The organism is Bradyrhizobium xenonodulans (genome assembly GCF_027594865.1).
GTDB classification, from domain to species: Bacteria; Pseudomonadota; Alphaproteobacteria; order Rhizobiales; family Xanthobacteraceae; genus Bradyrhizobium; species Bradyrhizobium xenonodulans.
The window spans coordinates 2,791,616-2,814,133 of the sequence record NZ_CP089391.1; the positions used below are offsets into that span (position 1 = coordinate 2,791,616).

At 65.5% G+C, this 22,518-nt stretch carries 20 protein-coding genes; 17 read left to right on the top strand and 3 right to left on the bottom strand.

Annotated features, from left to right (window positions below; translation table 11 throughout):
* The first annotated feature begins 6 nt into the window (after window positions 1-6).
* From I3J27_RS12910 to I3J27_RS12925, 4 genes are all read left to right on the top strand, one after another.
* Window positions 7-1,302: a class-III pyridoxal-phosphate-dependent aminotransferase gene (locus I3J27_RS12910; protein WP_270169679.1), complete on the top strand. Its 1,296-nt coding sequence runs from the start codon at window positions 7-9 to the stop codon at window positions 1,300-1,302.
* A 65-nt stretch (window positions 1,303-1,367) separates the two neighbouring features.
* Window positions 1,368-2,981: a long-chain-fatty-acid--CoA ligase gene (locus I3J27_RS12915; RefSeq protein WP_270169682.1), complete on the top strand. Its 1,614-nt coding sequence runs from the start codon at window positions 1,368-1,370 to the stop codon at window positions 2,979-2,981.
* A 103-nt stretch (window positions 2,982-3,084) separates the two neighbouring features.
* A complete protein-coding gene (locus I3J27_RS12920; RefSeq protein WP_270169684.1) occupies window positions 3,085-4,017 on the top strand; it encodes an N-carbamoyl-D-amino-acid hydrolase in 933 nt (310 codons plus the stop codon).
* Window positions 4,018-4,022: 5 nt separating this feature from the next.
* A complete protein-coding gene (locus I3J27_RS12925) occupies window positions 4,023-4,676 on the top strand; it encodes a flavin reductase family protein (protein WP_270169686.1) in 654 nt (217 codons plus the stop codon).
* Here the strand turns inward: I3J27_RS12925 and I3J27_RS12930 are convergent.
* Window positions 4,673-5,335 carry an aspartate/glutamate racemase family protein gene (locus tag I3J27_RS12930; protein WP_270169688.1) on the bottom strand — a complete coding sequence of 221 codons (663 nt, stop codon included), beginning with the start codon at window positions 5,333-5,335 and terminating at the stop codon, window positions 4,673-4,675. The two genes, I3J27_RS12925 and I3J27_RS12930, sit on opposite strands and share 4 nt — an antisense overlap.
* A 56-nt stretch (window positions 5,336-5,391) precedes the next feature.
* Here I3J27_RS12930 and hydA point away from each other — a divergent pair, with 56 nt between their 5' ends.
* The 13 genes from hydA to I3J27_RS12995 all read left to right on the top strand — a co-directional run bounded on the left by hydA (window position 5,392) and on the right by I3J27_RS12995 (window position 20,973).
* Complete coding sequence (hydA, locus tag I3J27_RS12935) at window positions 5,392-6,861, top strand: dihydropyrimidinase (protein ID WP_270169690.1); 1,470 nt, start codon at window positions 5,392-5,394, stop codon at window positions 6,859-6,861.
* Between the two features lie 16 nt (window positions 6,862-6,877).
* Window positions 6,878-7,852, top strand: coding sequence for an NAD-dependent epimerase/dehydratase family protein (locus I3J27_RS12940; RefSeq protein ID WP_270169692.1), 975 nt, complete (start codon window positions 6,878-6,880; stop codon window positions 7,850-7,852).
* 1 nt (window position 7,853) lies between these two features.
* Window positions 7,854-8,603, top strand: coding sequence for an SDR family oxidoreductase (locus I3J27_RS12945; RefSeq protein WP_270169694.1), 750 nt, complete (start codon window positions 7,854-7,856; stop codon window positions 8,601-8,603).
* On the top strand, window positions 8,600-10,036 hold the full coding sequence (locus tag I3J27_RS12950) for an NAD(P)-binding domain-containing protein (protein ID WP_270169696.1): 1,437 nt from the start codon (window positions 8,600-8,602) through the stop codon (window positions 10,034-10,036). Before I3J27_RS12945 ends, I3J27_RS12950 begins: the two co-directional genes overlap by 4 nt.
* A gap of 119 nt (window positions 10,037-10,155) precedes the next feature.
* A complete protein-coding gene (locus tag I3J27_RS12955; protein WP_270169698.1) occupies window positions 10,156-11,775 on the top strand; it encodes an ABC transporter substrate-binding protein in 1,620 nt (539 codons plus the stop codon).
* A 28-nt stretch (window positions 11,776-11,803) separates the two neighbouring features.
* Entirely contained in the window at window positions 11,804-12,838 is a 1,035-nt protein-coding gene (locus I3J27_RS12960) for an ABC transporter permease (RefSeq protein WP_270172725.1), read from the top strand.
* Window positions 12,835-13,683, top strand: coding sequence for an ABC transporter permease (locus I3J27_RS12965; protein WP_270169700.1), 849 nt, complete (start codon window positions 12,835-12,837; stop codon window positions 13,681-13,683). The genes I3J27_RS12960 and I3J27_RS12965 overlap by 4 nt, the downstream gene beginning before the upstream one ends.
* On the top strand, window positions 13,680-15,350 hold the full coding sequence (gene nikE / locus I3J27_RS12970; protein ID WP_270169702.1) for a nickel ABC transporter ATP-binding protein NikE: 1,671 nt from the start codon (window positions 13,680-13,682) through the stop codon (window positions 15,348-15,350). Before I3J27_RS12965 ends, nikE begins: the two co-directional genes overlap by 4 nt.
* Before the next feature lie 141 nt (window positions 15,351-15,491).
* Entirely contained in the window at window positions 15,492-17,096 is a 1,605-nt protein-coding gene (locus tag I3J27_RS12975) for an ABC transporter substrate-binding protein (protein WP_270169704.1), read from the top strand.
* A gap of 17 nt (window positions 17,097-17,113) precedes the next feature.
* Window positions 17,114-18,055 carry an ABC transporter permease gene (locus tag I3J27_RS12980; RefSeq protein WP_270169706.1) on the top strand — a complete coding sequence of 314 codons (942 nt, stop codon included), beginning with the start codon at window positions 17,114-17,116 and terminating at the stop codon, window positions 18,053-18,055.
* On the top strand, window positions 18,052-18,975 hold the full coding sequence (locus I3J27_RS12985) for an ABC transporter permease (RefSeq protein ID WP_270169708.1): 924 nt from the start codon (window positions 18,052-18,054) through the stop codon (window positions 18,973-18,975). The genes I3J27_RS12980 and I3J27_RS12985 overlap by 4 nt, the downstream gene beginning before the upstream one ends.
* A 19-nt stretch (window positions 18,976-18,994) precedes the next feature.
* A complete protein-coding gene (locus I3J27_RS12990; RefSeq protein WP_270169710.1) occupies window positions 18,995-19,984 on the top strand; it encodes an ABC transporter ATP-binding protein in 990 nt (329 codons plus the stop codon).
* Window positions 19,981-20,973, top strand: a complete 993-nt coding sequence (locus I3J27_RS12995) for an ABC transporter ATP-binding protein (RefSeq protein ID WP_270169712.1) — start codon at window positions 19,981-19,983, stop codon at window positions 20,971-20,973. Before I3J27_RS12990 ends, I3J27_RS12995 begins: the two co-directional genes overlap by 4 nt.
* Window positions 20,974-21,150: 177 nt before the next feature.
* On the opposite strand, the gene I3J27_RS13000 is transcribed toward I3J27_RS12995, so the two are convergent.
* Window positions 21,151-21,438: a YciI family protein gene (locus I3J27_RS13000; RefSeq protein ID WP_015687161.1), complete on the bottom strand. Its 288-nt coding sequence runs from the start codon at window positions 21,436-21,438 to the stop codon at window positions 21,151-21,153.
* Window positions 21,439-21,513: 75 nt separating this feature from the next.
* Window positions 21,514-22,488: a sugar ABC transporter substrate-binding protein gene (locus I3J27_RS13005; protein ID WP_270169716.1), complete on the bottom strand. Its 975-nt coding sequence runs from the start codon at window positions 22,486-22,488 to the stop codon at window positions 21,514-21,516.
* Between the last annotated feature and the right edge of the window lie 30 nt (window positions 22,489-22,518).

Here is a 22,518-nt window from a genome sequence, read left to right on the forward strand (position 1 = left end):
CCTGCGATGAGCAAATTGTTGCGAACCGGGCTGAATGCGGGCGAGGCCGCGCCGATGGCCGTGGTCGGCGGCGAGGGCGTCTACTTCCATCTGTCCGATGGCCGCAAGCTGATCGACGGCAGCAACACCGGCGGCGGGCTCGGCCATCGCCACCCTGCGATGGTGGAGGCGATCCGCCGCGCGGCGGACACGCCGGTCGTGAACGAGGGGTGGACCTGGGTCGGCCGCGAGCAGGCCGCCGACGACCTGATGGCGACCGCGTTCAATGGCGAGGAGGATTGGGTCGGCGCTGTGCGCTTCTGCATCAGCGGCAGCGAGGCCAACGATATGGCTCTCTCGCTCTGCCAGGCGCTGACGCAGCGATCGGCGCTGGCGACGCGCGAGCGCGCCTATCACGGCATCACCGGCCTGTCGCGCAGCATGACGGTGCAGCCGCAATGGCACGGCGGGCTTGCGGTCCACGCGGGCGGCTCGAAGCTGCCGGCGCCGATGGCGCCGGTGCGGATCTTGCCGGCACCCGATGGCGCGATCTATGGCGGCCCAGTCAACAACACCCCGCCCAGCGAATATCTGGCGGATGCCACACGCCTGCTCTCGGACACCGCGGCGACGATCATCGACTACACGCAGGGCGGCATCTACTACGACGGTGCCTATCAGGACGAGGTGGCGAAGTACGCGCGGCAGACGGGCTCGTACTGGATCGCGGACGAGGTCGTGACCGGCGCGGGACGCGCGGGGCGCTGGTTCGCGTTTCAGGGGGCGCAAAGCCGACCCGACATCGTGACGCTCGGAAAGTCGCTCGGCGGCGGCGCGGCCGCGGTCGCAGCCGTCGTGGTGTCGAAAGACATCGTCGAGCGGCTCAAGGGTTCGAGCTGGCAGAACTACGGCACCTTGCGTGGCCATCCCATCAGCATGGCCGCCGTTAGCGCCTATCTGAAGGTCGTTTCCGAAGAGAAGATCCTTGAGCATGTAAAGCGCCTGGAAAAGCTGTTCACCCGCCGCCTGCTTGCGATCGCGCAGAAGCATCCCAGCGTGCAACGCGTGGCGGGGCAGGGGTTGCACTGGACGGTGGAACTGCACGGTCCGGACTGGCGCACCTGGCATGCCGACACCACCGAGGTGCCGATCGCCTCGCGCGTGGCGGAGCGGGCGCTGGAGGCCGGCGCGGTCATTGGCACCAGCGGCGAGCAGACCTCGCTGTTCCTGGCGCCGCCGCTCGTGATCTCCGAGCACGAGGCCGAATGGCTGCTGGACGCGCTCGACCACGGTCTCGACATCGCCGACGCGGAGCACGGGTGAGCGCGGATCACACAGCGCCCCATCGATCTCCGGCCTGGCCGGCGGATGAGTCCTGGCATCTCGCGATGCCCGAGGGAACGCTGTACGACGCCTTGGCACGCGCCGCGCAAGAGCGGCCCTCGCATCCGGCCACAGTGTTCTACGGCGCCAGCCTGAGCTATGCCGAACTGCGCGCGCGGGTCGATGCTTTGGCTGGCTTCCTGCAACACGCTTGCGGCGTGAGGCGCGGCGACCGCGTCATGATCGCGCTTCAGAACTCGCCGCAATATGTCATCGCCTATTATGCGGTGATGCGGGCGGATGCGGTGATCGTGCCGGTCAATCCCATGAACAAGACCGCCGAGATCGCGTATCTTGCCGAGGACAGCGGGGCCAGGGTCGCGATCATCGGCAGCGAGCTGGGCGAGGTCTTTGCGCCGCTGGTGGGCGAGGCCATCACCCATGCGATCGTCGCACAGTATCGCGACGAAGTCCCGGCCGCCACGCCCTATACGCTGCCATCCTGTGTCACCGATGCGCCCTCGGAGGTGCCGTCGTCGCCGGGCTGGCATTCCTGGCCGTCCGCGATCGCGCAGGGCTTGCGGCCAAATGCGATGACCGCCGGGCCAGACGACCTCATGATCCTGCCCTACACCTCGGGCACGACGGGCAAGCCCAAGGCTTGCATGCACGCCCACCGCAGCGCGCTGTTCACCGCCGTCCTGCAGGCGCGCTGGTACAGGCTGGATGGAAGCGAGGTGATGACCGGCTTCATGCCGCTATTCCACGTCGCGGGCATGCAGGGCTCGATGAATGCTGCCGTCGTCACCGGCGCCACGCTGCTGCTGATGGCACGCTGGGACAGGGATCTGCTACCGGATCTGTTCGAGACCTATGGCGTGACCTTCTGGAACGCGGCGCCGACGATGATCGTGGACGTGCTCGCCAGCGCCCGGTTCCGCGACCGTTGTTTTGCGAAGCTGAAAGTGCTCACCGGTGGCGGCGCGGCGATGCCGACGGCTGTGGCCGAGCGGCTGAAGAGCCGCTTCGGCCTCGATTTCGTCGAGGGTTACGGCATGACCGAGACGATGTCGCCGACGCACATCAATCCGATGGCAGCTCCCAAACGGCAGTGTCTCGGCATTGCCGTGCACGAGACTGATGCGCGGGTCGTCGACCCCGAGAGCCTGATCGAGCTCGACGACAATGTCGTTGGCGAGATCGTCGTGCACGGGCCGCAGGTGCTGCAAGGCTATTGGAACAGGCTGCAGGCCAACGCCGAATCCTTCATCGAGCGCTCCGGAAAACGGTTCCTGCGCACGGGCGATCTCGGCTACCGCGACGCCGAAGGCTATTTCTTCGCGGTCGACCGCCTGAAGCGGATGATCAATGTCAGCGGCTTCAAGGTGTGGCCGGCCGAGGTCGAGGCGGCGATGTACCAGAACCGCGCCATCCGGGAATGCTGCATCGTCTCGTCGCCGGACACTTATCGCGGCGAGACCGTCAAGGCGCTGGTGGTGCTCGATGAAGCCGCTCGCGCGACGACGTCCGCGGACGACATCGTCGGGTGGGCGCGCGGCGCGATGGCCAGCTACAAGGCGCCGCGCGCCGTCGTCTTCGTCGACGAGCTGCCGCGCACCGCAAGCAACAAGATCAACTGGCGGCTGTTGCAGGACGCCGAATGGGGGCGGACGGCATGAAAGCTGCTTGGCTGGAAAAATGGCGCAAGACCGCGTTATGCTGCACGCGCCGACACGCCCCTGAAGCAATCCCCAGCCTCGCCAATCAATCAGGAACTCGCTGATGCGTATCGTCAATGTCGCCGCCGCCCAGATGGGCCCGATCCAGAAGGCCGATAGCCGCGAGGCCGTGGTCAAGCGCATGATCGCGCTGATGGACGAGGCGAAAGCAAAGGGCGCCGATCTGATCGTCTATCCGGAACTGGCGCTGACGACATTCTTTCCGCGCTGGTACGCGGAGGACCGCGCCGAGTTCGACATCTGGTTCGAGCGCGAGATGCCGAACGCGGCAACGAAGCCGCTGTTCGAGCGTGCGGCGCAGCATCAGATAGCCATGAATTTCGGCTATGCGGAGCTGACGCCCGACGGCCATCACTTCAACACCGCCATCCTCACCGACAAGTCCGGCAAGATCGTCGGCAAATATCGCAAGGTCCATCTGCCGGGCCATGTGGAGTACGACACCAAGCGCTCGCACCAGCATCTGGAGAAGCGCTATTTCGAGCCGGGCGACCTCGGCTTCAAGGTCTGGCGGGAGCTCGGCGGCATCATCGGCATGGCCATCTGCAACGACCGCCGCTGGCCCGAGACCTACCGCGTGATGGGCTTGCAGGGCGTCGAGATGGTGCTGATCGGTTACAACACGCCGTCGGTGAATGCGGAGAAGAGTGAGGAGGGCGTCGAGAAGCGGCTGTTCCATAATCGCTTATCCGTGCAGGCCGGCGCCTATCAGAATGCGACCTGGGTGGTTGCGGTGGCCAAGGCCGGTGACGAGGATGGCCATCCGCTGTTCGGCGGCAGCCTGATCGTCGATCCCAATGGCGAGATTGTCGCCGAAGCGAAGACTGAGGAGGACGAGCTTCTGGTTCATCCCTGCGACCTCGACGCGACGACCTTCGGGAAGACCACGATCTTCAATTTTTCGCAGCACCGCCGCATCGAGCATTACGGCCTGATCACCAGCCAGACCGGCGCGGTGCCGCCACCGGAGAGGTGACGCCGATGGCGGATCAAGGCATATCCTTGCGCGAGCTCGATCCGCGCGACCGCTACAAGCTGCTCTGCGGCGTGGTGGTGCCGCGGCCGATCGCGCTGGTGACGACGCTGGACGAGAACGGGGCGGTCAATGCCGCGCCGTTCAGCTTCTTCAACGTGTTCTCCGAGAGTCCCGCGCTGATCGTGCTCGGGCTCCAGCACAAGCCGGATCACTCGCCGAAGGACACGACCCGCAATATCCATCGCGACGGCGAGTTCGTCGTTCACATGGTCGACGAGGCGCTGTCGGGCGCGATGAACGATTGCGCGGTCGATTTCCCGTCGGGGGACAGTGAGGTCGCGGCGACGGGGCTTGCGACGCTTCCTTCAACCGACGTGAAGGTGCCGCGCCTCGCCGCTGCGCCCTTTGCGCTCGAATGCCGCCGCCACGTCGTGCTGAATTTCTCGCCAGATCGGGAGCTCCTGGTCGGCGAAGTCTTGCGGATTCATGCCCGCGAGGGCCTCGTCGACGAAGCCAACATGTATGTCGATCTCGACGCCTACCGGCCGATCGGCCGCATGTTTGGCAATCTCTACACGACGCAGCGGGAGACGTTTGCGCTTGCGCGCGAGAGCCATGCGCAATGGCTCGCGCGCACAAAAGAGCTGAAGGACGCCTAGTGAGCCGAGAACCGCACCGTACCCAGCGCCATGGTGACGGCCGCCTGTGTCGGGTCGATCACGGGAATGCCGAGCGCGTCTTCGAGCGGACGGCGGTGCCGTGCCATGCCGGCGCAGCCCATCACGATGGCGCGCGCACCGTCCTCGTCGCGCAGCGCGCGGCCGATTTCGATCATTTTTGCGAGCGTGCCTTCGCCCGAAGCGGTTTCAGCAACGCTCATATTGAGCGGCCGCTCGCCGGCGAGGCGTTCGGTCAGTCCCATCTGCCTGAGGTAGCGCATGTGGCGCGGGATCGAGCGCTGCGCGATCGCGATGACGCCGAACGTCTCGGCGCGGGCCAGCGCCGTCAGCACGCCGCACTCGGCAATGCCGAACACCGGCCGGTCGGTGCCCTCGCGGCAGACCTGAAGCCCGGGGTCGCTGTAGCAGGCAATCACAAATGCGGCCGAGCTGTTGTCGCGTTCGACCAGCTTTCGCAGCGGCATGGCGACGCCGTCGACGTCGGCCTGGCTTTCGATGCCGAACGGCCCCTCGGCCAGCGTCTGGCAGACCAGTTCCGGGCCCTCCTCGAAACCGAGCGGCTTCAACGCGTTTTCCAGTCCTTGCGTGACCGCGGGGTTGGAGTTCGGATTGATGACGAGAATGCGCGGCCGGGACATGATGGTCTTCCTGCAAAAGGGCGATCACTTGGCGGCAGGCTATCATGGAGTGCCTCATGACTGAACCAGTTTACGACCTGATCATTCGCGGCGGCCGAGTCGCCACCATCACCGACGTGTTCGAGGCTGATGTCGCCATCTCCGGCGAGACGATCGCCGCCATCGGCAAGGGCCTTTCGTCCGCCAAGCGCGAGATCGACGCGCGCGGCAAGCTGGTGCTGCCCGGCGGCGTCGACAGCCACGCGCATATCGAGCAGCTGTCCGCCGCTGGCATCATGAATGCCGACACCTTTGAAAGCGCGACCGTCTCTGCGGCGTTCGGCGGCACCACCACGGTGATCCCGTTCGCGGCCCAGCATGTCGGCATGAAGCTGCCGCAGGTGGTGGAGGATTATCACGCGCTCGCAAAGAAGGGCGCCGTGATCGATTATGCCTTCCACATGATCATCGCTGATGCCACCAAAGAGACGGTCGAGGAGCATATTCCGGCGCTGGTGAAGCAGGGCCATGCGTCGATCAAGATCTTCATGACCTATGACCGGCTCAAGGTCGACGACGAGCCGCTGCTCGATATTCTCCTCGCCGCGCGCCAGTCCGGTGCGATGCTGTGTGCGCATGCGGAGAACCACGGCATCATCGCCTGGATGGTGAAGCGGCTGCTCGCGCGCGGCTACACGATGCCGAAATACCACGCCGTCAGCCACGCCCGCGTGTCGGAGGCCGAGGCCTTCACCCGGTTGATCGGCATGGCGGCACTGATCGACCAGCCGATCATGATCTTCCATGTCTCGACCGCCGAAGGCGCCAAGGTGATCCGCGACTCGCGCGGGCAGGGGCTGAAGGTGTTTGCGGAGACCTGTCCGCAATATCTGTTCCTCACGGCCGCTGACCTCGACAAGCCCGGCGCGGAAGGCGCCAAGTGGATGTGTAGCCCGCCGCCGCGGACGCATGCGGACCAGGAGGCGCTGTGGCGGGCGCTGTCGCTCGGCGATCTCCAGACCATCTCGTCGGATCACGCGCCGTATCGCTACGACGAAACCGGCAAGCTGCGCGCCGGGCCCAACCCGAACTTCAAGCAGGTCGCGAACGGCCTGCCGGGGCTGGAGTTGCGGCTGCCGCTGCTGTTCGACGCAATGGTGTCGAAGGGGCGTCTGGGCCTGGAGAAATTCGTCGAGCTGACGTCGACCGCGCCGGCAAAAATCTACAATCTGCATCCGCGCAAGGGCTCGATCGCCGTCGGCGCCGATGCCGATATCGCGATCTGGGATCCCGACCGCGAGACCGTGATCGCCGACGAGATGATGCACGATCTCGCCGGCTACACGCCGTTCGCCGGCCGCAAGCTGAAGGGCTGGCCGGTGTCGGTGCTGTCGCGCGGCCGCGTCATCATCGACGGCAACAAGTGCCTCGCGCCTGCCGGCAGCGGCAAATTCCTCGCGCGCAGCGGCGGCGAGGCGGCAAAGCCCACCGGCCGGCTTGTCGCGGACATGGATCCCGAGCGGAACTTTGGAGCAAAACTGCTGTGATGGTGGATCGCGCGCGATGAAGGTCCTGATCTTCGGCGGCACCGGATTTGTGGGCCTCAATGTTGCAGAGGCGCTGCTCGCGCGCGGCCACGACGTGACGCTGTATGACCGCGCTGAGTTGCCGCCGGCCGCGCGACGATCGCTTGCCGATTACGGCGCACGGCTCAAGGCCGTGCAGGGCGATGTCACCGACGCAGACGCCATCGACGGCCTCATCGCCGAAGGCGTTGATGCGATCGTGCTCGGTGCGGCCATCACCGCCGGCGACGAACTCGAGCGTGCCTCGACTGCGCGCGTTCTCGAGATCAACGTCATGGCACAGATCCCGATCCTGCTCGCCGCGATCCGCCATGGCGTTCGTCGCGTCGTCAACCTCTCGTCGGCATCGGCCTACGGCGCCGCGGGCGCGCGGGTCGAAATCCTGGACGAGGAGACGCCCTGCGATCCGGTCTCGTTCTATGCGATCAGCAAGTTCACCTCGGAGCGTTCCGTCGCGCGCCATGCCGAACTCTTCGGCGGCGATTTCCTGAGCGTGCGGCTGAGCGCGGTGTTCGGTCCGTGGGAGCGCCCCAGTTCGGTGCGCGACACACCGAGCCTTCAGTATCAAATTCTGGCTGCATTCGCCCGCGGCGAGCCGGCGGTGCTGCCTGAACCGGGCATGAGGGACTGGATTTACGCGCCGGATGCAGCCGAAGCCGTGGCGCTCGTCATCGAAGCCGAGCGGCCGCGTCACCGGCTCTACAACATCTCCAGCGGCGGGTTGTGGCCTGCGCTGCAATGGGGTGAGGCGTTTGCGGCGTTAAATCCCGGTCTGGAGTGCCGGCTCGCCGCACCCGGCGAGAAGACTGTCATCAAGCTGCATGGCTCCCATCGCGCGCCGCTGTCGGTGACGCGGATGGCCGACGAGTTCGGCTGGCGCGCGCGGTTCGGCGGTGCCAAGTCTGCCGCGGCGATGAGCGCCTGGCTGAAGCAGCACAAGGAGTGGATCTGAGATGCGGCTTCAGGGACGCACGGCCATCATCACCGGTGCCGGCTCGGGCATCGGCCGCGCCAGCGCGAAGCTGTTCGCAGAGGAGGGCGCACGTCTCGCTCTGGTCGATCGCGATGCCGCGGGCCTTGAGGAAACGCTGAGCCTGACTGGCGAGGCCACGACGCATGTCGGTGACGTCGGCGACGCCGCTTTCGCCGAGACCGTCGTCGGCGATGTCGTGGCGCGCCACGGCCGGCTGGATATCCTCATGACCGCGGCGGGCTTCTCCTGCGGCGGCACGGTGCTGACGACGAGCCCGGAAGACTGGGACGCGGTGTTCCGCGCCAATGTCGGCGGCACCTGGCTGTGGGCGCGGGCGGCGGTGCCGCAGATGCAGCGGCAGCAGAAGGGTTCGATTATCACGCTGGCCTCGCAGCTCGCGATCGCCGGCGGCAAGGGCAACAGCGCCTATATCGCCGCCAAGGGCGCGATCGTCAGCCTGACGCGCACCATGGCGGTGGATTTCGCGACCGACGGCATTCGCGTCAACGCGATCGCACCCGGCGCGATCGACACGCCGATGCTTCGCCGCAGCTTTGCCCGTCACGCCAATTCGGACGAGGTGCGTGAGGCCTCCCGCAACCGCCACGCCATGAAACGGTTCGGCCAGGCGGAGGAGATCGCGCAGACCGCGCTGCATCTCGCCAGCGATGCGTCTTCGTTCACGACCGGCACCGTGATGGTGGTCGATGGAGGGTGGCTCGCGGCATGAGTGACGCGCTGGCACAGCTTGAAGCCGACGTTCGCGCCGATCTCGCCAGGATCGCGCATCCCGGCGCCGCATGGCTCGAACCCAAGACGGGACCGGACGGCAACGTCGCGCTGGACGTGCTCATCATCGGCGCCGGCCAGTCCGGCATTGCCATCGGTTTTGGTCTGATGCGCTCGCGCGTTAGCAACTTCCTTCTGATCGACAAGGCCGAAAAGGGGAAGGAGGGCCCCTGGCTCACCTATGCCCGCATGCCGACGCTGCGCAGCCCAAAGGACTATACGGGGCCGGACCTCGATATCCCGAGCTTGACTTACCAGTCCTGGCACGAGGCCCGCTTCGGCAAGGAGAGCTGGCAACAGCTCAGCCTGATCCTGCGCGAGCATTGGGCGGAGTATCTGCTCTGGCTGCGACGGGCGATCGGTCTGCCGGTGGCCAATCGCTGCGAGCTGATGGAGATCGCGCCTGCATCCGATGGCTTGCTCGCTGCACGCGTGAAGCATGCGGCTGGTGCCGAGACGTTCTACGCTCGCAAGATCGTGCTGGCGACGGGGCAGGAGGGCATGGGTGACTGGATGATCCCCGAGCCGCTGCGCGATCTGCCGGCGGGCTCGGTCGCAACCGTTGCCGACGATATCGACTTCGAAAGCCTGCGTGGCAAGCGCGTCGCCGTGATCGGCGCCGGCGCCTCCGCCTTCGACAATGCCGCGACTGCGCTGGAAGCCGGCGCCGCGCACGTGCATCTGCTGTGCCGCCGCGTCCAGATCCAGGTGATCCAGCCCTATCGCTGGCTGACCTTTCGCGGCTTCCTGCGCCATCTCAGCGATCTCGACGATGCCTGGCGCTGGCGCTTCATGCGCAAGATCCTTGAAATGCGCGAGGGATTTCCGCAAGCGACTTATGACCGCTGTGCGCGTCATGCCAATTTCACATTGCACGAGGGCGCGCCGCTCGAAGCCGTGCGTCAAACCGCTGGCGGCGTCGCATTGCAGACGCCGCGTGGCATGGTCATGGCGGATTTCGTCATCTGCGGCACCGGCATCGACATGAAGTTTTCCGGTCGCGGCGAACTCTCAAGATTTGCCGGCAATATCGCGACCTGGGCCGATCGCTATCAGCCGCCGGAAAACGAGCGCAACGCGCGACTCGGTCGCTTTCCCTATCTCGCCGACGATTACGCCTTCACCGAACGCGTGCAGGGAGAGACGCCGTGGATCCAAGACATCCATCTGTTCGCCATCGCCTCGACCATGAGCTTTGGCCCGTCGGGATCGTCGATCAACGCGATGACGACCGCGGTGCCGAAGCTGGTGAATGGCCTGACGCGCGGCCTGTTTCGCGCCGATGTCGAACGGCACTGGGCCTCGCTTGGCGCCTACGACGTGCCGCAGGCCGTGGTTGCGCGGCCGGCGCGAACAATGGGGGAGCAGCGATGATGATCCATGCGCCGCGGCGACCAAGTGCCCACAGAAGCGTCCCATGGGATTGGCGCGCAAATTGCTTCTTTCTCGACCTGCCTTGCCGGCTTTTCCAGTCGAAATCTTGGGGAAAACCAATGCGTTTTGTGTCTTTCAGGCCCGCGGCCTCTGTCCTCGCAACCACCGCGCTGTTGCTCATCGCCACTGCGCCGTCGCAGGCACAAACCAGGGCGGAGACGTTACGCTATGTGACCGGCTCGGCGGTCAACACGCTCGATCCCAACATCCCCGGCTCGACCCGCGAGTCCTTTGCGCTGAGCATGAGCACCTACGACCGGCTGGTGGCGTTCGGCCGCAAGCAGCTCAACGGCAAATGGGTGTTCGATCTCGACACGATCACCGGCGAGCTCGCTGAATCCTACGACGTCAGCCCCGATGGCTTGAAGCTCACCTTCCGCCTGCGCAAGGACGCAAAATTCCAGGACGGCTCGCCTGTCACGGCGGACGACGTGAAGTGGTCGCTCGATCGCTGCGTCACCGCGCCGATCCTCGGCAAGGCGCAGCTGCTGACGGGCTCGTTGACCTCGGCCGACCAGTTCAAGGTGATCGATCCCCTCACCATCGAGGTGACACTTCCAAAACCCGACAAGCTCGCGCTGCCTAATCTCGCCACCGTCTACCCGATGATCATCAACTCGAAACTGGCAAAAGAGCACGCGACGACGGATGATCCCTGGGCCACCGCATGGCTGAAGGAGCACACCGCCGGTAGCGGCGCCTATGTGGTCGAGACCTTCAAGCCCGGCGAGCAGGTGATCCTCAAGCGCGATGAGGCATGGAATCGCGGCACGGCGAACAAACCGGCTTTCTTCAAGCGCGTGATCATTCAGTCGGTGCCGGAGCCGGCGACCCGCGCCAACCTCGTCGAGCGCGGCGATGCCGACCTCGTCGTCGACCTCCAGGCCAGCGACGTGCAGTCCTTGGAAGCCAAGGGCAAGCTCAAGGTGATCTCGACGCCGCAATACAACGCGATCACCTACGTCTCGATGAACAACCAGATTCCGCCGTTCGACAACGTCAATGTGCGCCGCGCCATCGCTTACGCGCTGCCCTATGACGACATGTTCAAGGCCGCTATGTTCGGCCGCGGCGCGCCGCTGTTCGGCGCAAGCTGGCCTGACGGCAAGCCGCTGAACGGCATCTACCCGTTCCAGCAGCCGGTGAAGCTCGACTTCGACAAGGCGAGGGAATATCTCAAGGCCGCGGGCCTGCCCGAGGGCTTCTCGACCACCTTCAGCTTCAACGTCGGCCAGTCGTCGACAGCGGAGCCGATGGCTGCGCTGGTGAAGGAATCGCTTGGCAAGATCGGGATCAAGGTCGACATCCAGAAGCTGCCGGATGCGCAGATGTCGACGCAGATCAACGAGAAGAAGCTGCCGTTCTACACCGAGGGCATCGTCGCCTGGCTGCCCTCAACCGATTACTTCTACCGCAACTTCTACACCGGCAATCAGCGCTGGAACTACAGCTCGATCAACAATCCGGAACTGGCTGAGATCGCGCAGGGCGCCCGTTTCGAGCCGGATAAGGCCAAGTACGAGGAGGCCGGCCGCAAGCTCAACGCGATGCATTTCGATCTGATGCCGCAGATCATGCTGTGGCAGCCGAACCAGGATGCGGTGATGGCGGCGTCGGTCGAGGGCTATACCTACGAGTTCCACCGTCAGATCGACTATCGCGACGTCAGCCGCAAGTGATAGCGTCGAACGCGGGGAGCTCTGAATGGTGAAGACCAGTCTTGGTGCAACGATGGTGCGTGCGGGCAGGCGGCTGCTGTCGTCGCTGCCGGCGCTGTTCGGTGTGCTGGTCTTCACCTTTCTCCTGATGCGCGTCCTGCCCGGCGACCCCGCGGTGTTCTTCGCCTCGGGGCCCAACGCCGGCAAGGAGGAGATCGAGCAGATCCGCAAGCAGATGGGGCTCGACAGGTCGGTGCCGGAGCAGCTCGTGTTCTATCTCTCCGACATCGGCCGCGGCAATCTCGGCCGCTCCATGATGACGGGGCAGCCGGTGCTGAAGGATTTGCGCGAACGGCTGCCGGCCTCGCTGGAGCTCACCTTCACCGCGCTCCTGATCGCGCTGATCTTTGCGGTGCCGCTCGGCGTCGTCGCGGCCTTGAAGCCGGGATCGGTGGTCGATCACGGCGTGCGGCTGTTCTGCGCGCTCGGCGTCTGCGTGCCGACCTTCGTCTCGGGCCTGCTGCTGATCTATGTCTTCTACTATATGCTCGGGCTCGCGCCCGATCCCACGGGGCGCATCGACGTCTTCACCTCGCTGCCGCCGTCACGCACCGGATTCCTGTCGATCGATTTCCTGCTCGCCGGTGACGTCGAGGGCTGGTGGGCCGCCTGCAGGCAGTTGATCCTTCCGGCGGTGAGCATGGCGTTGTTCGTGATCGCGCCGCTGGCGCGGATCACGCGGGCCTCGATGCTGGTCTCGCTCGGCAGCGATTTCGTGCGCACCGCGCGCTCGGTCGGATTGTCCTGGCGCAAGGTGGTCGTCACCTATGCGCTCCGGAACGCGATCCTGCCCGTCATCACCATCGCCGGCATCGTGTTCTCGACCATGCTCGGCGCCAATGTGCTGGTGGAGAAGGTGTTCTCCTGGCCGGGCGTTGCCTCCTACGCGCTCGATGCGCTGCTGTCCTCCGACTATGCGCCGGTGCAGGGTTTCGTCCTGCTGATGGCCACCCTGTTCGTCCTGGTCAACCTCGTGGTCGACATCTGCTACGGCATCGCCGATCCCAGGGTGTCGATCGGATGACCAGTGCGACGCTCCGCCATTCGGTCTGGATCCTGCGCGGCAATCCGCTCACGGCGGTTGCCGCGGCCGGCGTCGCGGTGTTCGTTCTGCTCGCGATCTTCGGGCCGTGGATCGTGCCTTACGATCCCGTGGTCTCTAACGTTTCGGAGGCCCTGCAGCCGCCAAGCGCGGCGCATCTGGCCGGCACCGACCAGCTCGGACGCGACGTGTTCAGCCGCCTCGTCATCGCGGCGCGGCTTGATCTTGCCATCGCCGTCTCCGCGGTCGGTATCTCCTTCGTGATCGGCGCGGTCGTCGGGGCGTTCTGCGGCTATGCCGGCGGCAGGCTCGATCGCGGCGTCGGCCGCTTCGTCGACGTCATGATGGCGTTTCCGCTGTTCGTGCTGGCGATGGCGATGGTCGCCGCGCTCGGCAACCGGATCGAGAACATCGTGATCGCGACCGCGATCATCAATCTGCCCTTCTACATCCGCTTCGCGCGGGCCGAGGTGAACGTCCGCCGCAATGTCGGTTGGGTCGAAGCCGCACGCGCCTGCGGCGAGAGCCATTTTTCGGTGGTGCTGCGCTTCCTGCTGCCGAACATCCTGCCGGCGATGGCGGTGCAGATCTCGCTCAATCTCGGCTGGGCCATCCTCAATGCTGCCGGCCTGTCCTTCATCGGCCTCGGCGTCAAGCCGCCGACGCCGGAATGGGGCATCATGGTCGCGGAAGGCGCGCGCTTCATCTCGACCGGGCGCTGGTGGCTGGTGGCCTTTCCGGGCCTCGCGCTGATGATGGCGGTGTTGTGCTTCAATCTCCTCGGCGACGGGATGCGGGACATTCTCGATCCCCGGATGCGCACATGAGCGAGGAGCTGCTGGGGATCAACGACCTCTACGTCGCGTTCTCGACGCGGCGCGGCATGGTCGAGGCCGTGCGCGGCGTGACGCTCTCCGTCAACAAGGGCGAGATGCTCGGCCTCGTCGGCGAGAGCGGCTCGGGCAAATCGGTCACCGGCTTTGCGACCACGCGGCTGCTGGATGCGGCCGGGCGCGTCACCGGCGGAAAAATCCTGTTTCGCGGGCAGGATGTGACGAAGCTCCGGGGCGATGACCTCCGTCAGCTCCAGGGCGCTGCCATGTCCATGATCTTCCAGAATCCGCGGGCGGCACTGAACCCGATCCGTGCGATCGGGTTGCAGATCGCGGACGCGATCCTCACCCACAAGCGGATATCGAAAGACGCCGCGCGCGCCGAGGCGCTGGACCTGCTGCGCGCCGTCCAGATCCGAGATCCCGAAACCCGGATGAATGCCTATCCGCACGAGCTTTCGGGCGGCATGTGCCAGCGCGTCATGATCGCGATCGCGATCTCCTGCAATCCCGCGCTGCTGATCGCGGACGAGCCGACCACCGGCCTCGACGTCACCACGCAGAAGGTGGTGATGGATCTGCTCGCAGATATTGCTGCCGCGCGCGGCATGGCGACGATCCTGATCACGCATGACCTCGGGCTCGCCGCCCGCTATTGCCGCCGCATCGCCGTGATGGAGCGCGGCCGCATCGTCGAGGAGGCGAGCCCCAAGGCGCTCTTCAGCGCGCCGCAGCACGCGTATACGAGGCGCCTCGTGGCGGCATCGCCGACAGCGACGTCCCGGATCGAGGATCTCGTCACGGAGGAGGAGCGGGAGCGCCACGCGGCCGTTATCAGCAAGCCCCGACAAGAGCTTCCGCACGGCACGCCGCCGCTGCTGGAGGTCCGCAAGCTCGCCAAGCGTTTTGATGAGGGCTCCGCGGCGGTAGCGGATTTTTCCATGACGATGGCCGGCGGCGAGAGCGTCGGGCTCGTCGGCGAGTCCGGTTCCGGCAAGAGCACGACGTCGCGGATGATCTGCCGGCTGATCGATCCGAGCGAAGGCGACATCGTGTTCGACGGGCAGTCGATCGGTCATGTCGCATCGCGCGACTTTCATCGCTCGCCCTTGCGCAAGGACATCCAGATGGTCTTCCAGGACCCGAACGAGAGCCTCAACCCGCGCTTTGCGGCGTTCGACTGCATCGCCCATCCCCTGATGCGGCTCGGCGGCCTGCGTGCGGGCGACGCGCTGCGCAAGCGAGTGGAAGAGTGTGCAGAGCGGGTGGGCCTGCCGCTGGACCTCTTGCCGCGCTTTCCGCACCAGCTTTCCGGCGGCCAGAAGGCCCGCGTCGGCATCGCCCGCGCCATCGCCTGCCGGCCGCGGCTTCTCGTGCTGGACGAGCCGACCGCCGCGCTCGACGTCTCCGTGCAGGCGGTGGTGCTGCAACTGCTCGATCGTCTCAGGCGCGAGAACGACATCGCGCTGCTGTTCGTCAGCCACGACCTCAACGTCGTCCGCATGCTCTGCGACCGCACCATCGTGCTGCGCAACGGCGGCATCGTGGAGCAGGGGGAGAGCCGGGCGCTGTTCGATAATCCGAAAACCGACTACACGCGCAAGCTGGTCGAGGCGATCCCCCATATCGAGACCGGGCCGGCATTGGTGGCCGCGCTTTGACGGCCTGGCGGACCAAAATGATGGTGAGATCCCGCTGGCGAAGGCCCTATTAGTGGCATACCATTTGCACGCCAATGGGCTCTGGTTTCACCTGCCTTTGGCCAACGATGGCCGGTATCACGGCATTACTGGGAGGACGTCATGGATCGCAGGACCGTATTGAAGGGGCTGGCCGGCGCAGGCGGTCTGGCATTGTCGGGCGGCCTCTCGGCCCCGGCGATCGCACAGGGCGCTTCGGCCCGCACGCTGCGCTTCGTGCCGCAGGCCAATCTCGCCAATTTCGACCCCATCTGGGGCACGCAATACGTCGTGCGCAATGCCGCCGCGCTGGTCTGGGATACGCTTTACGGCATCGACGCGAAGCTTCAGCCGCAGCGTCAGATGGTCGAGTCCGAGGAGACCTCGGACGACGGCAAGACCTGGACGTTCAAGCTGCGCCCGGGCCTCAAATTCCATGATGGCGAGCCGGTGCTCAGCAAGGACGTCGTCGCGAGCCTGTCGCGCTGGGCCGCGCGCGATCCGATGGGCCTGATGATCATTGCGATCCAGCAGGAATTGACCGCCGTCGACGACCGCACCTTCAAATGGGTCTTGAAGCAGCCCTTCCCGAAAATGCTCTACGCGCTCGCCAAGAACAACGCGCCGTGCTCTTTCATCATGCCCGAGCGCATCGCGAAGACCGATCCGTTCAAGCAGATCACCGAGTATGTCGGCTCTGGGCCGATGAAGTTCGCCAAGAGTGAATGGGTCCCCGGCGCCAAGTCGGTGTTCGAGAAATTTGCCGATTACGTGCCGCGGCAGGAGAAGGCGTCGTGGCTGGCCGGTGGCAAGCAGATCCTGGTCGATCGCGTCGAGTGGCTGGTGATGCCGGATCCCGCCACTGCGGCCGCGGCCTTGCAGAACGGTGAGGTTGACTGGTGGGAGAATCCGATCGCCGATCTCGTGCCCGTGCTGAAGAAGAACAAGAACATCAGCGTCGATATCGGCGATCCCCTTGGCAATATCGGCTCGTTCCGCATGAACCATCTGTTCGCGCCGTTTAACGACGTGCGGGCAAGGCGCGCGGTGCTGATGGCGCTGAGCCAGGAAGACTATATGCGCGCGATCGTCGGTGACGACGACGCGCTATGGAAGTCGCTGCCGGGCTTCTTCACGCCGGACACCCCGCTCTACAGCGACATGGGCGGCGAAATTCTCAAGGGCAAGCGCGATTTCGACGCGGCCAAGAAGCTGCTCGCCGAGAGCGGCTATTCCGGCCAGCCGGTGACGTGCCTCGTTGCGCAGGATCAGCCGATCACCAAGGCGCAGGGCGACGTCACCGCCGACCTGCTCAAGAAGCTCGGTATGAATGTCGACTTCGTCGCGACCGACTGGGGCACGGTCGGCTCCCGCCGCGCGGCAAAGACGCCGCCGGGCCAGGGCGGCTGGAATATGTTCCACAGCTGGCATGCCGGCGCCGACTGCATCACGCCGGCCGCCTACACCGCCATCCGCGCCAATGGTGACAAGGCCTGGTTCGGCTGGCCCAACAGCCCGAATACCGAGAAGGAGATCACGTCCTGGTTCGACGCCAAGAATCTCGACGAAGAGAAGGCGGCGATCGGGCGGGTCAACAAGGCGGCGATCGAGGACGTCGTCTATGCGCCGACCGGCTTCTTCCTGACCTACACGGCCTGGCGCAAGAACGTCTCCGGCATCACCAAGGGGCCGCTGCCGTTCTTCTGGGGCGTGACGAAGTCCGCATGATCGTGCGTTGAGGCCAGATGCTCTCCTACATCCTCCGTCGCATCGTCGCGACCTTGCCAGTGATGGCGATCGTCGCGCTGTTCGTGTTCAGCCTGCTCTACATCGCGCCGGGTGATCCCGCCGTGGTGATCGCGGGCGACCAGGCAAGCCCGGAGGATGTGGAGCGCATTCGCCAGAGTCTCGGCCTCGACCGGCCCTTCCTGATCCAGTTCGGAAGCTGGGTCTGGCGCATCCTGCACGGCGATCTCGGGACCTCGATCTTCACCAATTTGCCGGTCTCGACCATGATCGGGCAGCGGTTGGGGCCGACGCTGTCGCTGATGATCATCACGCTGCTGCTCACGATCGTGGTCGCGGTGCCGCTCGGCGTGGTGGCGGCGTGGAAGGCCGGCAGCCTGATCGACCGGGCCATCATGGCCTTCGCCGTGTTCGGCTTCTCGCTGCCGGTGTTCGTGGTCGGTTACATGCTCGCCTATATCTTCGCGCTCGAGCTCGAGTGGCTTCCGGTGCAGGGCTATACGCCGCTCACGCAGGGCTTCTGGCCGTGGCTGGAAAACCTGATCCTGCCGGCGATCGCACTCGGCTGCGTCTACATCGCGCTGGTCGCGCGCATCACCCGCGCCACCATGCTCGAAGTCCTGCAGCAGGACTATATCCGCACGGCGCGCGCCAAGGGCATGGGGCAGGGCGGCATCCTGTTCATCCACGCGCTCAAGAACGCGGCGGTGCCGATCGTGACCGTGATCGGGATCGGCATCGCGCTCCTGATCGGCGGCGCGGTCGTGACCGAAAGCGTGTTCGCGATCCCCGGCCTCGGCCGGCTCACGATCGACGCGATCCTGCGCCGCGACTATCCCGTCATCCAGGGCATCGTGCTGCTGTTCAGCTTCGTCTACGTCCTCGTCAATTTGATGATCGACGTCATCTATACGCTCGTTGACCCGAGGATCCGCTATTGACCGATATGACCGTCAACCCGCAAGCATTGCCGGCCGGCTTCGTTCTCGCGCCGCAACTGCCTGAAATCCAGCGGCCGGTCACGATCCGCCGCGGCTTCATTGGTCTCTTGCGCGGCCATCCCACGGTCGCGATCGGCGGTGCACTGCTGCTGACGCTGGTTCTGATTGCGGTCTTTGCGCCGTATCTATGGACGGTCGATCCGACGGCACTTGCGCCGGCCAAGCGGACACGCGCGCCGTCCGCGCTTTACTGGTTCGGCACCGACGTGCTGGGCCGCGACATCTATTCGCGCGTGATGTTCGGCGCCCGCGTCTCGCTCACGGTCGGCCTGTCGGTTGCGATCCTCGCGTCCGCGGCGGGTCTGGCGATCGGCATCGTCTCCGGCTTCGTCCGCTGGGCCGACGGCATCCTGATGCGCTTCATGGACGGCTTGATGTCGATTCCGCCGATCCTGCTGGCGATCGCGCTGATGGCGCTCACGCGCGGCAGCGTCGGCAACGTCATCCTGGCCATCACCATCGCCGAGATCCCGAGGGTTTCTCGTCTTGTCCGTAGTGTGGTGCTGTCGCTGCGCGAGCAGCCCTATGTGGACGCGGCCGTGGCCTGCGGCACGCGCACGCCGATGATCATCTTGCGCCATATCCTGCCCAACACGCTGGCGCCGATGCTGGTGCAGGCGACTTACATCTGCGCCAGCGCCATGATCACGGAGGCGATCCTGTCTTTCATCGGTGCGGGCACGCCGCCGACCATTCCGTCCTGGGGCAACATCATGGCCGAGGGCCGCGCGCTGTGGCAGGTCAAGCCCTACATCGTGTTCTTCCCGGCGGCGTTCCTCTCCGTCACCGTGCTCGCGGTGAATCTGCTCGGCGACGGCCTTCGCGATGCGCTCGATCCGCGCATGGCCAAGAGCCTCTGATGCTGCGAGGCTGATCGTGATGGCATTGCTCGAAGTCGAGAACCTCCAGACCCATTTCCGCACCCCCGGCGGCATCAACCGCGCGGTGGACGGCGTGTCCTTTCAGGTCAACGAAGGCGAGACGCTCGCCATCGTCGGTGAGTCCGGCTGCGGCAAGTCGGTGACCTCGATGTCCTTGATGCGGCTGATCCCGGAGCCGCCGGGCAAGATCGCAGGCACGATCCGCTTTGCGGGCCGGGACCTGCTGCAACTGTCCGATCGCGAGATGCGCGCCATTCGCGGCAACGACATCTCGATGATCTTTCAGGAGCCGATGACGAGCCTCAACCCGGTCCTGACCGTCGGCCGCCAGATCCGCGAGACGCTGATGATCCATCAGGGCCTCGACCAGGCGGCCGCCGAGGCGCACGCGATCGAGATGCTGACGCTGGTCGGCATTCCCGAGCCGAAGCGGCGCGTGCGCGAATATCCGCACCAGCTCTCCGGCGGCATGCGCCAGCGCGTCATGATCGCCATCGCGCTCGCCTGCAATCCAAAACTCCTGATTGCGGACGAGCCGACCACCGCGCTCGACGTGACGATCCAGGCGCAGATCCTGAAGCTGATGCTGGGCCTGAAGCAGCGGGTCGGCGCCGCCATCATCCTGATCACCCACGATCTCGGCGTCGTCGCCGAGATCGCCGAGCGCGTCATGGTGATGTATGCCGGCCGCAAGGTCGAGGAGGCGCCGGTGGCCGAGCTGTTTCGCTCGCCGCGGCATCCCTATACGCAGGGCCTGCTCGGCGCCGTGCCACGCCTAGGTTCCTCGCTGACAGGCACCGCGCGGCGTCTGGCTGAGATTCCCGGGCAGGTACCCGATCTCCGCAAGCCGATCATCGGCTGCGTCTTCGCCGGTCGCTGCGCGCTCGCGACAGATCTCTGCCGCCAATATGCGCCGGGGCTCGAAGAAAAGGGCCCACGCCACGTCGCCGCCTGCCACTATGCTGCCAAGGGGGCCGTCGCGGCATGAGTCCTCCGCTGCTCCAGGTCAACGACCTCAAGAAGCATTTTCCGGTCAACAGGGGCCTGTTCGGGCGCAAGTCCGAATGGGTCTATGCCGTCGACGGCGTCTCCTTCGAGATCGCGAAGGGCGAGACGTTGTCGCTGGTCGGCGAGTCTGGCTGCGGCAAGTCGACGGTCGGCCGTGCGATCCTGCGGCTGTTCGACATCACCGCGGGGCAGGTCATTCTCGACGGCCAGCGGATCGACGACGCCGCGCCGAGCACGATGCGCCAGATGCGCCGCCGCGTTCAGGTGGTGTTCCAGGACCCGTTCTCGAGCCTCAATCCGCGCATGCGCGTGCGCGACATCCTGGCCGAGCCGATCCGCAATTTCGGCCTCGCGAAGTCCGCGGCCGATCTCGAAACGCGCGTCACGGCACTTATGGACACGGTGCGGCTGCCGCGCGAGGCGCTCAACCGCAGGCCGCACGAATTCTCCGGCGGCCAGCGTCAGCGCATCGGCATCGCGCGGGCGCTCGCGGCCGAGCCCGAGCTGATCGTCTGCGACGAGGCCGTCTCCGCGCTCGACGTCTCGGTCAAGGCGCAGATCGTCAATCTCTTGCAGGATCTCCAGCGCGAGTTCGGCCTCGCGCTGCTGTTCATCAGCCATGACCTTGCGATCGTCGAGCACATGACCCACCGCGTTGCGGTGATGTATCTCGGCAAGATCGTCGAAGTGGCGCCGCGACAGGAGATCTTTGCTGCGCCAAAGCATCCCTACACCAGGGCGTTGCTCTCGGCCGTGCCACTGCCCGAGCCCGGTGCCCACCGCAACCCGATCATCCTCAAGGGCGACGTGCCGAGCCCAATCAATCCGCCGAAGGGATGCCGCTTCCACACCCGTTGCCCGCTCGTCTTCGACCGCTGCCGCACCGAGGAGCCGGTGCTGCGTGCAACCGGACCCGAGCAGTGGGTGGCGTGTCACCTCGAGGACGGCGCGGCGGCGATGAGCGGATAGTCCTCTGTGCTTGCGTCGGGTCTGGATGGAGGGGAGCAGCGGCAATTTGCGATGATGCCATTCTGCTCCTGTTTTGCCCGACGAGTCAAAACCACCCGCGACGCAAAATTCGTCAGCAAAAACAACCCCCGTTCTACTGTGCATGGGGTTGTTTTCGCATTTTTAGTTTGGCCGCGTTCAGCCCTGCCGGCGCAGGAAGCCCGTGATCGTGACCTTCTCCCAGATGCCGGCCGCCGCAAACGGATCGGCACGGTTGAAGGCTTCGACCTCGCTGCGGCCCGGCGCCTCGATCAGGAACAGGCTGCCGATCATGGTCGCGCCGTCGTCGGAGACGAGCGGCCCCGACATCACGATCTTGACGCCGAAGCGCGAAGTATCGCTGAGGAAGGCCTTGTGGGCGTCGTAATTGGCAAGCCGGGTCGGCAGCGCGCCGGCGCGGTCGAGCGCGTGAATGGCGAACAGCATGGTGTCTCCGTTTCTTGGCGTCGTTCTTGGGACGGCCGCGCGTGCGGCCGTCCGGTCCTGACGTGATTGGTGTGTTTACTTGGCGCTGAGCTTGCCCGCGTCCTCGAAGGTCGGGCACGTCCGCTGCTCCAGCGGCACGTCGAACGGCTGGTAATTGTCCTTGGTGATGACGGTCGGCTTCAGCACGATCTCGTTGATCACGGGCTGATTGCGCAAGCTGCGGATCGCCATCATGGTGCCGAGGCAGCCTTGCGCAAATCCGTTGTAGTCGCCGCTTGCGAGCAGCTTGCCGGACTTGATCGCGTCGATCGCCTCCTTGGTGCCGTTGATGCCGATCACCTGGGCTTTCCGGTTGGCGCCGTCGAGCGCCTCGATCGCGCCGACCGCCATGGCGTCGTTGGCCGCGAGAACGCCGTCGATCTGCGAATTCGACTGCATCAGGTTTTCCATCACCTGGAGCGCCTGGAGCCGCTGATAGTTACCCGGCTGCGAGGCCAGCAGCTTGGCGCCCGTGTTCTCCTTCAGCGCGTCGTTGAAGCCGCGGACGCGGTCGACATTGGTCAGCGAGCCCTTGACGCCCTCGATGATGACGATGTTGCCCTTGCCGCCCAGCGCCTTGAGCAGGAAGCGCGCGGTCTCGAGCCCGAGGCTGTAATCGTCGGCGCCGACGAAGGAGAGGAACTTGCCGCCGGCGGAGCGGTCGGTGATGTTGACGACCGGGATCTTGGCCTCGTTGATCTTCTCGACGCCCGGCACCATTGCCTTGTAGTCGACCGGCGTGAACACGATCGCGCTCGGCTTCTTCACCACGACGTCCTCGATCTGGCTGAGTTGCTCGGGGATCGAGTCCGGCTTGGTCGGGATGTATTGCAGGGTCTTGGCGTTCAGCGTCTTCGCCATGTTGTCGGCGCCGACCCGCACGGTCTGGAAGAACGGGTTGGTCTGGTTCTTGGTGAAGACGGCTATGGTCTCGCCGTCGGCGCGCGCTTGCGTGGCGAGAGCCGCGGCCATCAGTAGCGGTAGCGTCAGGTAACCCAGTATCTGTTTCATGTTGCCTCCATCCCTCATTTTGCTTGTTTG

Coding starts and splice junctions, on each gene's coding strand:
- hydA (WP_270169690.1), top strand. CDS start 5,392: ATGACTGAACCAGTTTACGACCTGATCATTCGCGGCGGCCGAGTCGCC.
- I3J27_RS12975 (WP_270169704.1), top strand. CDS start 15,492: ATGGATCGCAGGACCGTATTGAAGGGGCTGGCCGGCGCAGGCGGTCTG.
- I3J27_RS12990 (WP_270169710.1), top strand. CDS start 18,995: ATGGCATTGCTCGAAGTCGAGAACCTCCAGACCCATTTCCGCACCCCC.
- I3J27_RS12945 (WP_270169694.1), top strand. CDS start 7,854: ATGCGGCTTCAGGGACGCACGGCCATCATCACCGGTGCCGGCTCGGGC.
- I3J27_RS12950 (WP_270169696.1), top strand. CDS start 8,600: ATGAGTGACGCGCTGGCACAGCTTGAAGCCGACGTTCGCGCCGATCTC.
- I3J27_RS12995 (WP_270169712.1), top strand. CDS start 19,981: ATGAGTCCTCCGCTGCTCCAGGTCAACGACCTCAAGAAGCATTTTCCG.
- I3J27_RS12925 (WP_270169686.1), top strand. CDS start 4,023: ATGGCGGATCAAGGCATATCCTTGCGCGAGCTCGATCCGCGCGACCGC.
- I3J27_RS13000 (WP_015687161.1), bottom strand. CDS start 21,438: ATGCTGTTCGCCATTCACGCGCTCGACCGCGCCGGCGCGCTGCCGACC.
- I3J27_RS12915 (WP_270169682.1), top strand. CDS start 1,368: ATGCCCGAGGGAACGCTGTACGACGCCTTGGCACGCGCCGCGCAAGAG.
- I3J27_RS12920 (WP_270169684.1), top strand. CDS start 3,085: ATGCGTATCGTCAATGTCGCCGCCGCCCAGATGGGCCCGATCCAGAAG.
- I3J27_RS12965 (WP_270169700.1), top strand. CDS start 12,835: ATGACCAGTGCGACGCTCCGCCATTCGGTCTGGATCCTGCGCGGCAAT.
- I3J27_RS12930 (WP_270169688.1), bottom strand. CDS start 5,335: ATGTCCCGGCCGCGCATTCTCGTCATCAATCCGAACTCCAACCCCGCG.
- I3J27_RS12910 (WP_270169679.1), top strand. CDS start 7: ATGAGCAAATTGTTGCGAACCGGGCTGAATGCGGGCGAGGCCGCGCCG.
- nikE (WP_270169702.1), top strand. CDS start 13,680: ATGAGCGAGGAGCTGCTGGGGATCAACGACCTCTACGTCGCGTTCTCG.
- I3J27_RS13005 (WP_270169716.1), bottom strand. CDS start 22,488: ATGAAACAGATACTGGGTTACCTGACGCTACCGCTACTGATGGCCGCG.
- I3J27_RS12980 (WP_270169706.1), top strand. CDS start 17,114: ATGCTCTCCTACATCCTCCGTCGCATCGTCGCGACCTTGCCAGTGATG.
- I3J27_RS12940 (WP_270169692.1), top strand. CDS start 6,878: ATGAAGGTCCTGATCTTCGGCGGCACCGGATTTGTGGGCCTCAATGTT.
- I3J27_RS12955 (WP_270169698.1), top strand. CDS start 10,156: ATGCGTTTTGTGTCTTTCAGGCCCGCGGCCTCTGTCCTCGCAACCACC.